We start from the raw sequence: 13,395 nt of genomic DNA, 5'->3' as shown, positions 1-13,395 counted from the left end.
TTTATACGGTTTAGAATTCCAAATCAGCCAGATGTGCATTATGATCGGACAAATAGGTGGAATCTGTAATCGCAGAAGAAATAATCTCTGCATCTGCCACCTTGATTTGCGGAGTTACGAAAATGAAATCGATCTTTTCCCGTTCGGCCACAGGTACTCTTCCGAAATCATGGAAAGTATAGTTCTCACCGGACTGTTTCCCGGCTATCTTCCATGCATCTTTCAAGACAAACTCATTGGATGTGATCGTTTTGTAAGCTTCCCACTCTTCAGAAACATTAAAGTCTCCGGTCATCATAGCAGGATGTGTACCGGCTATTTCTTTTATCTTATCAATAATAAGCAGGGCACTGTTACGACGAGCTTCCGTACCAACGTGGTCAAAATGGGTGTTTAACATCAGAAACTCTTTTCCGGTAGTTTTATCCTTTAATTTAGCCCAAGTAGCCACGCGGGTACACGCGGCATCCCAACCAAGTTTGCCGATACTATCCGGATGTTCGGAAAGCCAGAATGTATTACTGTCTAACAAATCATATTTATCTTTCCGATAGAATACAGGAGCATATTCCCCCTGAGTCTTTCCATCCTCGCGTCCCACACCTACATAGGCATAATCGGGCAGGCCGGACAACAGGTCTTTCAACTGATGATTCAGTACTTCCTGCATTCCCAGCACATCGGGATGTTTCTCACGGATAAATTCACAGACCTTCTCTTTACGATACTTCCAGGAATTCAAACTGTCGCCCAGATTATCATAGCGGATATTAAAGGTCGCCACACGAACATGGGAAATCGGATTAGAACTGCAACCCGCCAAAAGCAGGGTAATAAAAACTCCGATAAAAAAGCAAATCTTATTCATTAGTTTATATGTGTTGGTTATTAAATTTAAAGCTATTTCGTATATGATACAACTAAAGAAGAAAAAACACTTAGCGATCTGTCCGATAAGTGAGGGCAAGTTGCCGGCAAGCGGCACGATTGATCTTTCCCGTTTCCGTCAAGGGTATAGCCCCGACTGACAAAATCATCTTGGGTAACTGATATTTAGACAGAAGCTCCTTCATCTTTGTTTCCGGTAACTCTGCATCTGCCCCCTTCTCTACCAAAAGCACAACCGCCTCTCCTAATCTGGCATCGGGTACAGAAGTGATTGCAAAAGGAACTCTCATCCAGGGACGAAGTATCTCTTCTATCTGCTCTGCCTGTACTTTGATACCTCCGGTATTGATGGTATTATCCTTCCTGCCCAAAATAGAGAAGCTGCCATCGGAATAGATCTCCGCAACATCATTTGTCACCAAAGTGGTATCACAAACCAATGGAGCATCGATCACCAATGTATGTTCGGACGAAAGAGAAAGCCGCACCGAAGGAAAAGGCCGGTACAACATACTCGCATCCGGTCCGTTCAACTGTCTTAAAGCAATATGTGAAAGGGTTTCTGTCATGCCATACGTAGAATAAACCTTAACCGGTAATTGCCGTATCTCAGCTTCCAACCCTGCATCTATTGCCCCTCCGCCTATAATAAGAATATCGGTCCGGCAGAGCCTCTCTTTTTCTGCCGATACCTGCAGTGTGTTGTAAACCTGCAACGGCACCATAGCGGCAAAGCGAAGCGGTATGTCCACGTCCGCCATCGGATGCCCGGAAGGAGTCCGGATAACCAGATTCAACCCTGCCACCAATGCCCGGACCACCACCATCTTCCCGGCAATATATTGCAAAGGCATACACAACAATACGCTATCTCCTTGTCGAAGTCCCAAAAACTCACAAGTCAGCCGGGCACTTTGCATCATCTGCTCCTTACGGACCTTCAGCAGTTTGGGAGTCCCGGTAGAACCGGAAGTTTTCACTGTCAGATAAGGAGAATCACTGAACCACTCTTCCAGAAACCGGTAAAGTTCGTACAAAAATCCCGATGCCTCCTCCGTGTAACAAGCCACCAGCCTTTTCACGTCCTCCTTGGAAAGCACACTGCCTTCCAACATTAGGTGTTGTTCTTCTCTATTAAATATCATGTGCCGACTCCTCTTATTTGCAAAACCATAAACAATCTTTTCGAATCTCGAGGGGCATCTCGACATTGTCCGTAAACAGTAGCCCGGTACCTAATCCTTGTGGCAACGGATTCCGGAAAGTCGCACACCATTGGGCTATGGCATTCAGACCGATATTCGACTCCAGCGCAGATGTGATCCACCAACCGATATGTTGCTTTTCCGCTTCTGCAATCCATTCGTTGCCACCACTGATCCCGCCATGCAGAGATGGTTTCAGTATGATATACCGGGGGTGGATAGCCGCCAGCAATTCCCGTTTTCTTTCAATGGCATTGCAACCTATCAGTTCTTCGTCCAAAGCAATAGGAAGCGGGGACTCAGCCGCCAGACGGGCCATTTCCTCCCACTGCCCGGCCCGGATAGGCTGCTCTATGGAATGTAGGTCCAATTCGGCCAACCGATTCAGTTTATCCATAGCATCGGCAGGTGAGAAAGCTCCATTGGCATCCACTCTCAACTCTATTTCTCTGGCGGAATAGTGAGCACGGATATGTCTCAACAGGGCTAATTCTTCTTCAAAGTTTATCGCACCGATTTTTAGTTTGATACAGCGATATCCCGCCTGCATCTTGACTTCGATCTGTTGCAGCATTCTGTCAAAACTTCCCATCCAGATAAGTCCGTTAATAGGTATACCGGCTTCTCCGCGCGAAAAAGGAGTATCCCATAATGCCCAGCTCTGTGTTTCGTAATGGCGCAGTGCTGTCTCGAGTCCGAACAGAATAGAAGGATACCCACGTAAAGATTCTATATCCAGTTCTCCCGTTTGTTCCAGTCGCTGACAGGCACTCCGAAGCACCTGTTCATAATCCGGCAAGTCATCACAACTCAGTTTGGGTAACGGAGCACACTCTCCTACTCCGACACGTCCCGGACACTCTATGGAAGAAAGATGGATATACCAGACATTCCGGGTAGTATAAGAACCACGCGAAGTTCCCGCAGGTTGCTTGAAATGAAGAACGCGTGGAATAATGTTTATTGTATACATAAAAATGATATAAAGAAAAGGCCTCCCATCAAGAAGGCCTCTGTCTGCTTATGGAAATTTAGGATATTGTTTAAAGTCCGGTTTACGCTTCTCCAGAAAAGCATTCTTGCCTTCCTGTGCTTCATCGGTAAGGTAATAAAGCAGAGTGGCATCACCTGCCAGTTCCTGAATACCGGCTTGACCGTCGAGTTCGGCATTCAGACCGGCTTTAATCATGCGGAGTGCCAACGGACTAAGCTGCATCATCTCCTCCGCCCACTGAACATACTCGTCTTCCAGTTTATCCAGCGGTACCACTTTATTGACCAGCCCCATATCCAGAGCCTCCTGCGCATTATACTTGCGACAAAGGAACCAGATCTCACGGGCCTTCTTCTGTCCCACAACGCGGGCAAGATAAGATGATCCGAAGCCGGCATCGAAACTACCTACACGAGGACCTGTCTGTCCGAAGATCGCATTTTCGGAAGCAATAGAGAGATCGCATACGACATGCAACACGTGTCCGCCTCCGATGGCAAATCCGTTAACGGCAGCAATAACCGGTTTCGGAATCGAACGGATTTGTTTTTGCACATCCAGTACACTCAGGCGGGGCACTCCGTCTTTACCGATGTATCCGCCACGGCCCTTTACGTTCTGGTCGCCTCCCGAACAGAAGGCCTTATCGCCTGCACCGGTCAATACCACAACATTGATATCGGGCTCTTCACGACAGATGCGCAGCGCATCGCTCATTTCGCCTGTTGTAGTAGGGGTGAAAGCATTCCGGTAACGTTCGCGATTGATCGTAATACGGGCAATGCCATTATAGTAATCAAACAGAATATCTTCGTATTCTTTAATAGAAGTCCATTCTCTTTTAGTTTCCATTTCTATTTATTTTGATGATTATTATTTCAGTAATTCCTGTACTTTCTTTTGCAGTTCGGGTGTATGTACATTGGGCGTGTTCAATAAAGCAATTGCAAAATTATCCGCCAGCACCTCTTCCGGATCTATGACATATCCGGTGTTCCGCCCTACTTTATCAAAGAAGTCGGTCGCTTTCTGTAATGGATAAATAACTGTCTTCCCACTCTCCCGGAGAGGCTTGAACGACTCGTCCAACGGAATCAGCCCCACATTGATATACTGATAGAACTTACCCGTGGTATAGGGTCTGTTGGTATAGATAATCATAGTGCAGTTCTGTGGCTTACCGTCAATGGTAAAAGTCGCATAACTATCGCAACGACTGACATCAGGATTGGAGATACGGCTTTTCCGTATATCTTCGGGGAACTCAATCTCTTTGGGCAGGATGTTGAAGTCGATAGCTCTGTACAGTTTCTCTTTGAACCCGGGATTGAGACGTGTCAGGATGTGGAAAGTTTCATGCACCAGCAGGCGTGTGTGAGAAGCTTCGGTCCCCCGCTGAAAAGTAGCGTCCGTCAATGCGATCCAGTTACTGCGTGTGTATCCTCCCGCCCCTCCTTCGTCTTTCATTGTTGTCTTTACCAGCACAATCTCTTTCGGAAATGGAATCCGATAGCCGTATTTACGAATCGTATCATTCAGGTTCTTCCTGATCTGCTCGATCTGCTGCGCTTCTTCCGCTGTCCATTCACGCACTTCACGAACGGCCAGGCTGACGAGGTCTTCTCTTTTGCCTTCAGGATTTTCAAGTCGGGCAGCGATGTCAAACGGACTCCAATTAGCCGTATAAGAATCTTTGGCCGCTATCAGGCGTTTTGCTTCTCCGGCAGAAGCCAACCGAAAATTGATTGTATCTGCCCTGGCTGCCGATTCCTCCGATACGTATCTCTCGGGAAACATGGCTTGAGCTTTCTCCACAAACAGGGAAGCTGACAAAAGTAGCATCCCACAAAATAGGTTCATCTTGTGCTTAGTCATCATATTAGTTTTTTAGTTGGTGATAGTAGTCTTTCAATATCCGTGCATCTTTATTTTTATTGGTGAAAACCTCCATAATGACAGGTTGAGTCAGTAACTCGGGTTGAGTGAAAGTTTTCATGGCTTCGTCCAACTGTTTTTCATCCTGCACTTCCTGATAGAGGAATCCCCGTTCTTCGGCCCATCCCTTGGCAGACGTCTTATGCACGGCAGTCACAAAGCGATGGGAAGTACCGGACATTTCAAGTCCCGGCAAAGTATGAAAAATCTCCCCTCCCCCATTATTCAAAAGCAGAATACGGAGGTTACTTCCAAAATGATTGTTCCACAGGGCATTCATATCATAGAAAAAGCTCAGATCACCAATGACCACAAAGTTCAACTTCTTCGAAGCGGCAGCATAACCGATCGCTGTGGAAAGGGAACCTTCAATGCCGCTCGTACCCCGGTTGCAACAAACCTCTACCGTATCGGGAAGCGAATAAAGCTGGGCATAACGCACGGCGGAACTATTGGCCAGATGCAAAGCACACGAAGCAGGCAACGCCTGAATGAGTGATCCGATAGCAGACATTTCGGAATAAGGCAACTCCGGTCGGGGAAGCTCCTTGCAGAAGTTCTCCCATTGCCGGGGATATTCCGGTGTACGGTTATCCAGCAGAAAAGCTATCTTCTCCATAAATTCAAATGGGTCCATCTCGATAATCGTAGTCAATGCCCCTTGGAACAGATCGATCACTTCACCATCCGGCGACACATGCCAATGCTCTTTGGGCGGATGCTGGCGAAGATACTTTTTCATTCGTTTAGAGACGATATGCCCCCCGTAAGTGATCACCAATTCGGGAATCATCTTCTCTTGCATCTCGGGTGACATGGCATAGAGGGCTGCATCGAAGTTCCGGATCGGGATGCCCGGAACGGTCTGATTGCCTAAATGCTCCGTGAACCAGGCAAACTGCTTGTAGAGCATCTTTGAATATTTCTTTTCGAACAGATAAATCAGGTTCATCTGGCCGACGATCATCATACGGCGGTTGTATTTATTGAGGCGGTCGATCAAGCCGTCATAGTCGCGATCATAAACATTCAGTCCTTGATAACGTGTGATGACACGTACTTCGGGAAGTGACTCTGCCGTAAACTGGAACAGGGGTTCGGAAACCGGCACGTTGATGTGCACAGGGCCTTTACCATGATGATTCAGTTCAAGCAATGCTTCGTTCAGCAAGCGGTTGCAGTACCATTCATCCTCGTCCGTATGTATTTCGGGCAGATCGACAGACTTCTTCACCAATGACCGGAAAACACCCGGCTGAGGTAAAGTCTGTCCGTCCATCTGGTTGATCCAGGCGGCAGGACGATCGGCGGAAATAACTACTAAAGATACTTTCTGGTAGTAGGCCTCTGCTATGGCAGGATGCAAATTCAACAAAGCCGTGCCCGATGTGCAACAAACAGCGGCAGGAGTTCCGCCCTGTAAAGCAAGCCCGATAGCAAAAAAGCCGGCACTCCGCTCGTCTGTTACCGAGTAACAAGTGAAGTCGGGATGTCCGGCAAGTGTATGTACAATCGGTGCATTCCGGCTTCCGGGACATAAAACGACTTTCGTCACCCCATGTGCACGGAGCAACGCTACCAACTGCAATATGTTTTTCTTATCTGAATACATCGCTTTATATATTATTTTATTTAGGAGTTCAAGTTCTGCATGGTCTGCATCTTCTTTTCCGTCTCCTGAAACTCATCATCCAACTCGGAAGAGGCCAGCAGGCCGCCTCCGGCATACAATGTCAACGAATCTTCTTTCACATTCATACAGCGTAAGTTGACATACAGGTCCGTTCTCCCTTCCGGCCTCAACCAGCCTATAAATCCGGAATAATAGCTGCGGTCATAGCCTTCATTGTCAAGGATAAACCGGTAAGCTTCTTCTTTTGGCAATCCGCATACGGCGGGAGTGGGATGCAACAGCTTCAATAAATCTCCCAACCTCTGACTGTCGTTCAGCGAGAAGTGGAAATCCGTTTTCAGGTGAGACAATGCCCCGGCAAAAGCCGGATAAGGTCCTTTCTCTGTCGGAGAAATCCCCAACGAGCGGAGTTGTTTACGAATATATGCCGCCACATACTCCTGCTCCTCCCGGTTCTTTTCATCCCATTGTTGCGGAAGCTCACCATTCTGTAAAGACTGGGTTCCTGCCAACGCTACCGTATTCCATTCTCCTTTCTCACCCGATAAAATGATTTCCGGAGTACTGCCCATCCACACCCCGGTTTGCGGAGTATAACAAAGATAGACATACGAATAGATGTAACGCCTGCAAGCCCGGTAGAAAGCCGCTGCGGGAGAGAATCCCGGCTCTCTCCTCACCGTCATTCTGCGGGATAGTACCAACTTATCAAAAGTACGTTCCCTCAAAGCCCTGATAAAGACATCGAAACAAGCCTCATAGGCTTTCTTCGCCCCGAGTGACCGGTCGCTTCGGAGCTGTTGCCCGTACGATGCCGCATCGTCCCCCTGTGCAGGGGTATGCAAGTTTCCGGCGCAGGAAGGAATCTCATGACAATCCGGCCGGATCAATATGATAGGACATTGCGGAGTGACCCGGAAAGGGGCGATGACAAAGCCTGTCCGACCATTCAAATCTTCCATTTTCCGGATAAGGTGTACTTCTCCGCAAGTCTGCATCAGAAAGTGAGGTTCCTCTTCGCCCGGATTACGATACATTGCGAAGCTCCTTCCCTGACGGATCAATTCATCTATAATCTCACAATTATTTGTTTCTTCTAACGTCATCTCTTCTTTAATATACTATTCACTACCCGTATGGAAGACACCAACTTGTCCGTCGACGTAAATACGTCTACATTCCAGACATGTGATGAACGTCCTTTGTGGATAATGGTACCGACGGCACGTACGGTATCTCCCTCGTGGGCAGATGACATGTGGTTACCGCTGACCTGCATACCAACCACAATCTCGTCGGGCTGGCAGAGAATCATCGAACCCAGTCCGGCAACAGTCTCGGCCAGTGCCAACGTGGCACCTCCGTGCAGAATGCCGAAAGGCTGACGGGTCCGCTCGTCTACCGGCATAGTAGCCTCTACCCGGTCTTCGGAAGCATAGGTATATTGAATGCCCAGATTTCCCATCAAGGCATGACGTGCACGCTCGTTCAATTGGTCGAGAGGAATCTCTGCCGGACGAATCTCAGAAAGAATCGCTTTTTCTACGGCAAGAGCAACTCCGTCTTCTTCATTCGAAGCCGTCACCACATCGGCACATACCTTTACCGAATCCTGAGCATTGCCCATGGCGATACCCAATCCGGCAAACTGGATCATGGAAACATCGCAAACGCCATCACCGATAACAATGATTTCTTCCGGAGTGATATCCAAATGGGAAAGCAAGGCTCCCAACGAAGTTGATTTGTCAATGCCACATGGCAGGACTTCCAGGAAATAGGGTTCCGACCGGAATACATCGAGCGCTCCGTTCAAACGTTTTTTCCAATGTTCTTCCAATCCGATAAGCGCCTCTTCGTCATCACTGACCAACATACATTTGGAAGGAGCAAAATCAACGGCAACCGAAAATTCGGGTTCTTCAATCAACTCCATCCGATTGAGGAATGCTTCCTGAAGAATGTGTTCATTATCTGCCTGATCAGCAATCATTCGGTCTTCGGTGTAAGTAAAGATTGCAAATCCGTTTTTACGGGCTTTCTTCTCCAGATAAGGCAACATTTCGGGGTTAATACGCCGTTCGAGCAATACTTCCCCATTTTTGGCATTAATGACCTGTGCGCCGTTATAGGACAGGATGTATCCGCCATAGTTACCCAGCTCCAGTTTCTTTGCCAAAGGCAGAATCCCATAAGTGGGCCGACCGGAGGCCAAAACAATATGTACTCCCATCTGCTGTACTTTTAACAAAGTGGCAAGGGTACGAGGAGTAATCTCCTTCTCATCATTGAGCAATGTCCCGTCTACATCAAGGACTAACAGTTTATACTTCATGACCTCGAGTTTTTTGTTTAGATTACAAAGGTAAAATATTTAAGGCAACATCCCTGTTTCTTTAGGGAAAATTATACCATAAGGTACAGAAAGAAACCTGCGTCCGGACTCACAGAAGATGCGGGAATCATCGTTTCACCCGACAACCGGACAGAATGAAAGCACCACGCTTCAGGTCTGTAAACAAACGTACCGGGCTGTTACTCTTAAGGATAAAAGTCCGGTCAGTACATCCAGCCTTTCGCAACGACTGCCAAGCCGAAATTTTCATTAAGAAGGTGTTTTTGTATGGACAGAAAGATCGATGCCCTCTCTTACCTACCAACCGGAACTAAGCCTTAAAGAAAGGATATCCGACATGGGGGTGTCGACACATCCGACATGGGGGTGTCAGCATGCCCGACATGGGGGTGTCGGACAACGTTGGTTTAAAGGATAAAAGGGTTAGGGTGGAATGTATCGGGGGAAAGCTCGCCGACCCAATGCCATATACGACAAACGGTGGACAAATAGCACTGCACTGCAACTCGTCCACCGTCTTGATCCGGTCTTTTTTATGAAGCGAATCAGAATTCGCTTGTAAAGTGGAACCGGATATTTTTGAAATCCATCTGTGCCATCTGAAGCACATAGTTCGAATCGGCCAGGAAAACATCGCGTCCTTCACGATCCTTGGCCATATACTGATATTTACGTTTCTTGAATGCTTCCAACTCTTCCAGGTCATCGCTTTCAATCCAGCATGCTTTGTACAAACTCAACGGCTCCCAACGGCAAGAAGCATTGTATTCGTTCAGCAAACGATATTGAATAACCTCAAACTGCAACTGACCTACCGTACCGATAATCTTGCGACCGTTGAACTGATTGACAAACAACTGGGCCACACCTTCGTCCATCAACTGGTCGATGCCCTTGGCAAGCTGTTTCTGCTTCATCGGATCGGCATTCTCTATGTACTTGAACATCTCCGGTGAGAAGCTCGGCAAACCACGGAAATGAAGTTGTTCTCCTTCGGTAAGCGTATCGCCAATCTTAAATGTTCCGTTATCCGGCAAACCGATAATATCTCCGGCCCAAGCCTCGTCAATAGTCGTCTTACGTTGTGCCATAAACTGGGTGGGTGAGGAGAAACGCATAGTCTTACCATGACGTACATGCAGATAAGGGGCGTTTCGTACAAACTTACCTGAACAGATTTTGCAGAAGGCCACGCACGAACGGTGATTGGGGTCGATGTTAGCCGTAATCTTGAAAATAAAACCGGTAAATTTAGGCTCCTCGGGGATCACCTCACGTTCTTCTGCATGTACGGGACGGGGGGCGGGAGCAATCTCAACAAAACAGTTGAGCAGTTCCTGCACACCAAAATTATTTAAAGCCGAACCGAAAAAGACCGGTGCACACTCTCCCTGCAGATATGTTTCTACATCAAATTCGGGATATACACCTTCTATCAATTCCAAATCACCGCGTAACTTATCTGCCAGCGTATCGCCGATCTGCCGATCCAACTCGTCAGAATGAATATCTATTTCCACTTTCTCCGTCACCACTTGTTTGGAAGGTTGATAGAGGTCCAGTTTCTGTTCGTAGATATTATAAACTCCCTTGAAGCGGGGTCCCTGTTCGATAGGCCAAGACAGAGGACGTACCTGAATCATCAGTTCTTCTTCCAATTCATCCAGCAAGTCAAACGGATCTTTACCTTCACGGTCCATTTTGTTCACAAAGATGATTACCGGCGTATTCCGCATCCGGCAGACTTCCATTAGCTTGCGGGTCTGGGTTTCCACACCCTTCGCTCCATCTACCACGATGATGACACTGTCTACCGCCGTCAAGGTACGATAGGTATCTTCGGCAAAGTCCTGGTGCCCCGGAGTATCCAGAATATTAATCTTATAGTCCCGATAGTCAAACTCCATCACCGAAGTTGTCACCGAGATACCACGTTGTTTCTCGATCTCCATCCAGTCGGAAGTTGCCGTCTTTTTGATCTTGTTACTTTTTACTGCTCCTGCCACCTGAATCTGTCCGCCGAACAACAGTAACTTCTCAGTCAACGAAGTTTTACCGGCATCCGGGTGTGCAATAATGGCGAAAGTGCGCCGTCTTAGTATTTCTGTATTATCTGCCATATTTCGAGAATTGAGGATGAAGAATCAAAGTGTCTCCATTCTTAATTGATTAATGCAACGTTTCAGGCTTTCCTCCCAATGCGGGATCTCAATGCCAAATGTATCTTTTATCTTTGTTTTATCGAGTACGGAATAGTGTGGACGGGGTGCCTTTGCCGGATAATCGGCGGTATGCAACGGTTTTACCTTACACGAAGCAATGCCCGCCAGGCGATGGATGGCTACGGTAAAGTCATACCAGGAACAAACACCTTCGTCACTGAAATGGTAAATGCCGCGGACAACGCCTTTATTGATCGCTGCAAAAATAGCCTGGGCCAAATCATTAGCATAAGTCGGTGTACCGATCTGATCGAAAATGACTCCCAAAGAATCACGCTCCTGCCCGAGACGAATCATTGTCTTTACAAAATTATTGCCATAGATGGAGTACAACCATGCCGTACGAATTACCATAGCTTTCTCGCAATGATCCATCACGTTCTGTTCGCCCGCCAGCTTGGTAGAGCCATAAACCGAAGCCGGACAAGTAGGTTCCTCTTCCGTATAAGGAATATGCGCTGTACCGTCAAACACATAATCGGTAGAAACTTGAATCATTGCAGCGCCATTAGCCTGAGCCGCCCGTGCCAGATATCCCGGTGCTATATTATTCAGTTTGTCGCAAAGTTCGACATTATCCTCAGCCTTGTCTACCGCTGTATAAGCAGCGCAGTTCACGATGATGTCAATCTTATGTTCACTCACATAGGCATAAACAGCCTGTTCATCACAAATGTCCAACTCCTGTACATCCGTAAAAAAATACGTATGCTGCAGGTTTTCTCTGGCAAGTACCTGCATTTCATTGCCAAGTTGCCCGTTGGCTCCGGTGACCAATATATTCATTTCGGTATTTTTTTAGTTGGATTCACCACAGAGTAACACGGAGTCTCACAGAGTTTTAATCTCTTGTTTATAGGATATTAAGAAAAAACCATCTCTATGGAACCCTGTATACTCTATGGTGAGTCTGATTCGTTTTATTCCAGTTTTAACTCTCCTTTTCTATCCTTATCATAATAGTTGGCCAACATAGACAAAAAGCTACTGATAGCTTCCATTGCCTTCGTAGTCTCCGGACTGACCGGCTTCTTTTGCAAGCGCAACAGCATCATGCCATACAAAGCTTCGAAACAGGTTTCCAGCTCCGGTTCTTCCTTCTGACCGTTTTTATTTCGTAATTCTACAATAAAGGGTAATGCTTTGAAATAAGCCGAACTATAGAAAGGAAATTTAGGTGATGCCAACAGGGCAGCGTGCAATTCGGTCAGGTTGATGATTACGTTCCGGTTAATCTGGAGATGTCCTTTCTCACGAACTCCCTCTTCCCGCATCATCGAAGCCAGATTGGCATACCATTCTGTCAGTTCACGACGCTCTTCATCGCTCACTTGATAACGGGAAACGATATTCTCCTCAATCCGGTCGACATCACAATCATTGGCACGGATCAAATCCTCTATCTGCCACATATAAATAAGGTATTCGGCAATGTTCTTCTCCTTGAGTTGTTGCGCTATTTTCATCTTCTGTCTTTTCTCCTATCAATAAATAGATTCTCCCAACAAAGTGAATATGAGTCCGAACACGGATACTGCCATCACGATACTGCCAATCACCCGGTTCAAAATCCAGATACCCCGCAAATTGAATCGCGTCCGCACTTTATTAACAAAGAAAGTTATTCCAAACCACCACGCCAGCGCTCCGAGGGCAATGGCCAGATAGCCCGTAATCTCTTCAAAGACCAATACTCCGGGTTGTACAAAAGCAAAACGGGCAAACAGACCGATGAAAAGAAAAATAATAAGCGGATTGGAAAGTGTAACCGCAAAGGCGGTAATGAAGTTGTGGAAATAAGAACCTTTATTGGCCGATACAGGCCGAATGGATTGCACAGGATTGCTGCGGAATGTATAAATACCAAAAGCCAATAGCATGATACTTCCGAGGAGTTGCAGATAAAAAATATTTTTATTGATATAATCGAATACGAAGCTCATGCCATATCCCGTCAAAAGAGCATAAGCAATATCACTCAACGAAGCCCCCAGTCCGGTGACAAATCCATACCAACGCCCTTTGTTCAAAGTACGCTGAATACAAAGGACACCTACAGGCCCCAGCGGCGCAGAAACCACAATGCCGATAACGAATCCTTTAACCAGTATATCAAGTATAGTCTCTATCTGAATCATTCCGCAAATATCGCATTTTTTTAT

At 46.8% G+C, this 13,395-nt stretch carries 13 protein-coding genes; all 13 read right to left on the bottom strand.

Features of this window, described 5'->3' with window-relative positions; all coding sequences use genetic code 11:
• Window positions 1-10: 10 nt before the first annotated feature.
• A complete protein-coding gene (locus BSHG_RS11525) occupies window positions 11-868 on the bottom strand; it encodes an endonuclease/exonuclease/phosphatase family protein (protein WP_008659091.1) in 858 nt (285 codons plus the stop codon).
• 70 nt (window positions 869-938) lie between these two features.
• Window positions 939-2,033 (bottom strand): AMP-binding protein, encoded by a 1,095-nt coding sequence (locus BSHG_RS11530; protein ID WP_008659088.1) that lies wholly within the window; start codon window positions 2,031-2,033, stop codon window positions 939-941.
• 13 nt (window positions 2,034-2,046) lie between these two features.
• A complete protein-coding gene (locus tag BSHG_RS11535) occupies window positions 2,047-3,066 on the bottom strand; it encodes an o-succinylbenzoate synthase (protein ID WP_008659086.1) in 1,020 nt (339 codons plus the stop codon).
• 48 nt (window positions 3,067-3,114) lie between these two features.
• A complete protein-coding gene (menB, locus tag BSHG_RS11540; protein ID WP_008659084.1) occupies window positions 3,115-3,939 on the bottom strand; it encodes a 1,4-dihydroxy-2-naphthoyl-CoA synthase in 825 nt (274 codons plus the stop codon).
• Between the two features lie 21 nt (window positions 3,940-3,960).
• On the bottom strand, window positions 3,961-4,965 hold the full coding sequence (locus BSHG_RS11545) for a hypothetical protein (protein WP_025814274.1): 1,005 nt from the start codon (window positions 4,963-4,965) through the stop codon (window positions 3,961-3,963).
• 1 nt (window position 4,966) lies between these two features.
• Window positions 4,967-6,634 carry a 2-succinyl-5-enolpyruvyl-6-hydroxy-3-cyclohexene-1-carboxylic-acid synthase gene (gene menD, locus BSHG_RS11550; protein ID WP_005786027.1) on the bottom strand — a complete coding sequence of 556 codons (1,668 nt, stop codon included), beginning with the start codon at window positions 6,632-6,634 and terminating at the stop codon, window positions 4,967-4,969.
• 20 nt (window positions 6,635-6,654) lie between these two features.
• A complete protein-coding gene (locus BSHG_RS11555) occupies window positions 6,655-7,761 on the bottom strand; it encodes an isochorismate synthase (protein ID WP_005800924.1) in 1,107 nt (368 codons plus the stop codon).
• Entirely contained in the window at window positions 7,758-8,990 is a 1,233-nt protein-coding gene (locus BSHG_RS11560) for a Cof-type HAD-IIB family hydrolase (protein WP_005786023.1), read from the bottom strand. The genes BSHG_RS11555 and BSHG_RS11560 overlap by 4 nt, the downstream gene beginning before the upstream one ends.
• 127 nt (window positions 8,991-9,117) lie before the next feature.
• Window positions 9,118-9,261: a hypothetical protein gene (locus BSHG_RS23245; protein WP_005786021.1), complete on the bottom strand. Its 144-nt coding sequence runs from the start codon at window positions 9,259-9,261 to the stop codon at window positions 9,118-9,120.
• A 295-nt stretch (window positions 9,262-9,556) separates the two neighbouring features.
• Window positions 9,557-11,131, bottom strand: coding sequence for a peptide chain release factor 3 (locus BSHG_RS11565; RefSeq protein WP_005786020.1), 1,575 nt, complete (start codon window positions 11,129-11,131; stop codon window positions 9,557-9,559).
• A gap of 24 nt (window positions 11,132-11,155) precedes the next feature.
• Window positions 11,156-12,019: a dTDP-4-dehydrorhamnose reductase gene (gene rfbD, locus BSHG_RS11570; RefSeq protein WP_008659077.1), complete on the bottom strand. Its 864-nt coding sequence runs from the start codon at window positions 12,017-12,019 to the stop codon at window positions 11,156-11,158.
• Window positions 12,020-12,153: 134 nt separating this feature from the next.
• Window positions 12,154-12,699, bottom strand: a complete 546-nt coding sequence (locus tag BSHG_RS11575) for a DUF4924 family protein (protein WP_005786016.1) — start codon at window positions 12,697-12,699, stop codon at window positions 12,154-12,156.
• 18 nt (window positions 12,700-12,717) lie between these two features.
• Window positions 12,718-13,371 carry a LysE family translocator gene (locus BSHG_RS11580; RefSeq protein ID WP_005786014.1) on the bottom strand — a complete coding sequence of 218 codons (654 nt, stop codon included), beginning with the start codon at window positions 13,369-13,371 and terminating at the stop codon, window positions 12,718-12,720.
• Between the last annotated feature and the right edge of the window lie 24 nt (window positions 13,372-13,395).

The sequence above is a fragment of the Bacteroides sp. 3_2_5 genome (assembly GCF_000159855.2).
In the GTDB taxonomy this organism is placed as follows: Bacteria; Bacteroidota; Bacteroidia; order Bacteroidales; family Bacteroidaceae; genus Bacteroides; species Bacteroides fragilis.
Note: the sequence above shows the minus strand (reverse complement) of the source record. Positions and strands in the feature narration are given on the sequence as shown.

Excerpts from the sequence above, each read along its gene's own strand:
- BSHG_RS11525 (WP_008659091.1), bottom strand. The coding sequence starts at position 868 with ATGAATAAGATTTGCTTTTTTATCGGAGTTTTTATTACCCTGCTTTTG.
- BSHG_RS11530 (WP_008659088.1), bottom strand. The coding sequence starts at position 2,033 with ATGATATTTAATAGAGAAGAACAACACCTAATGTTGGAAGGCAGTGTG.
- BSHG_RS11535 (WP_008659086.1), bottom strand. The coding sequence starts at position 3,066 with ATGTATACAATAAACATTATTCCACGCGTTCTTCATTTCAAGCAACCT.
- menB (WP_008659084.1), bottom strand. The coding sequence starts at position 3,939 with ATGGAAACTAAAAGAGAATGGACTTCTATTAAAGAATACGAAGATATT.
- BSHG_RS11545 (WP_025814274.1), bottom strand. The coding sequence starts at position 4,965 with ATGATGACTAAGCACAAGATGAACCTATTTTGTGGGATGCTACTTTTG.
- menD (WP_005786027.1), bottom strand. The coding sequence starts at position 6,634 with ATGTATTCAGATAAGAAAAACATATTGCAGTTGGTAGCGTTGCTCCGT.
- BSHG_RS11555 (WP_005800924.1), bottom strand. The coding sequence starts at position 7,761 with ATGACGTTAGAAGAAACAAATAATTGTGAGATTATAGATGAATTGATC.
- BSHG_RS11560 (WP_005786023.1), bottom strand. The coding sequence starts at position 8,990 with ATGAAGTATAAACTGTTAGTCCTTGATGTAGACGGGACATTGCTCAAT.
- BSHG_RS23245 (WP_005786021.1), bottom strand. The coding sequence starts at position 9,261 with ATGAAAATTTCGGCTTGGCAGTCGTTGCGAAAGGCTGGATGTACTGAC.
- BSHG_RS11565 (WP_005786020.1), bottom strand. The coding sequence starts at position 11,131 with ATGGCAGATAATACAGAAATACTAAGACGGCGCACTTTCGCCATTATT.
- rfbD (WP_008659077.1), bottom strand. The coding sequence starts at position 12,019 with ATGAATATATTGGTCACCGGAGCCAACGGGCAACTTGGCAATGAAATG.
- BSHG_RS11575 (WP_005786016.1), bottom strand. The coding sequence starts at position 12,699 with ATGAAAATAGCGCAACAACTCAAGGAGAAGAACATTGCCGAATACCTT.
- BSHG_RS11580 (WP_005786014.1), bottom strand. The coding sequence starts at position 13,371 with ATGATTCAGATAGAGACTATACTTGATATACTGGTTAAAGGATTCGTT.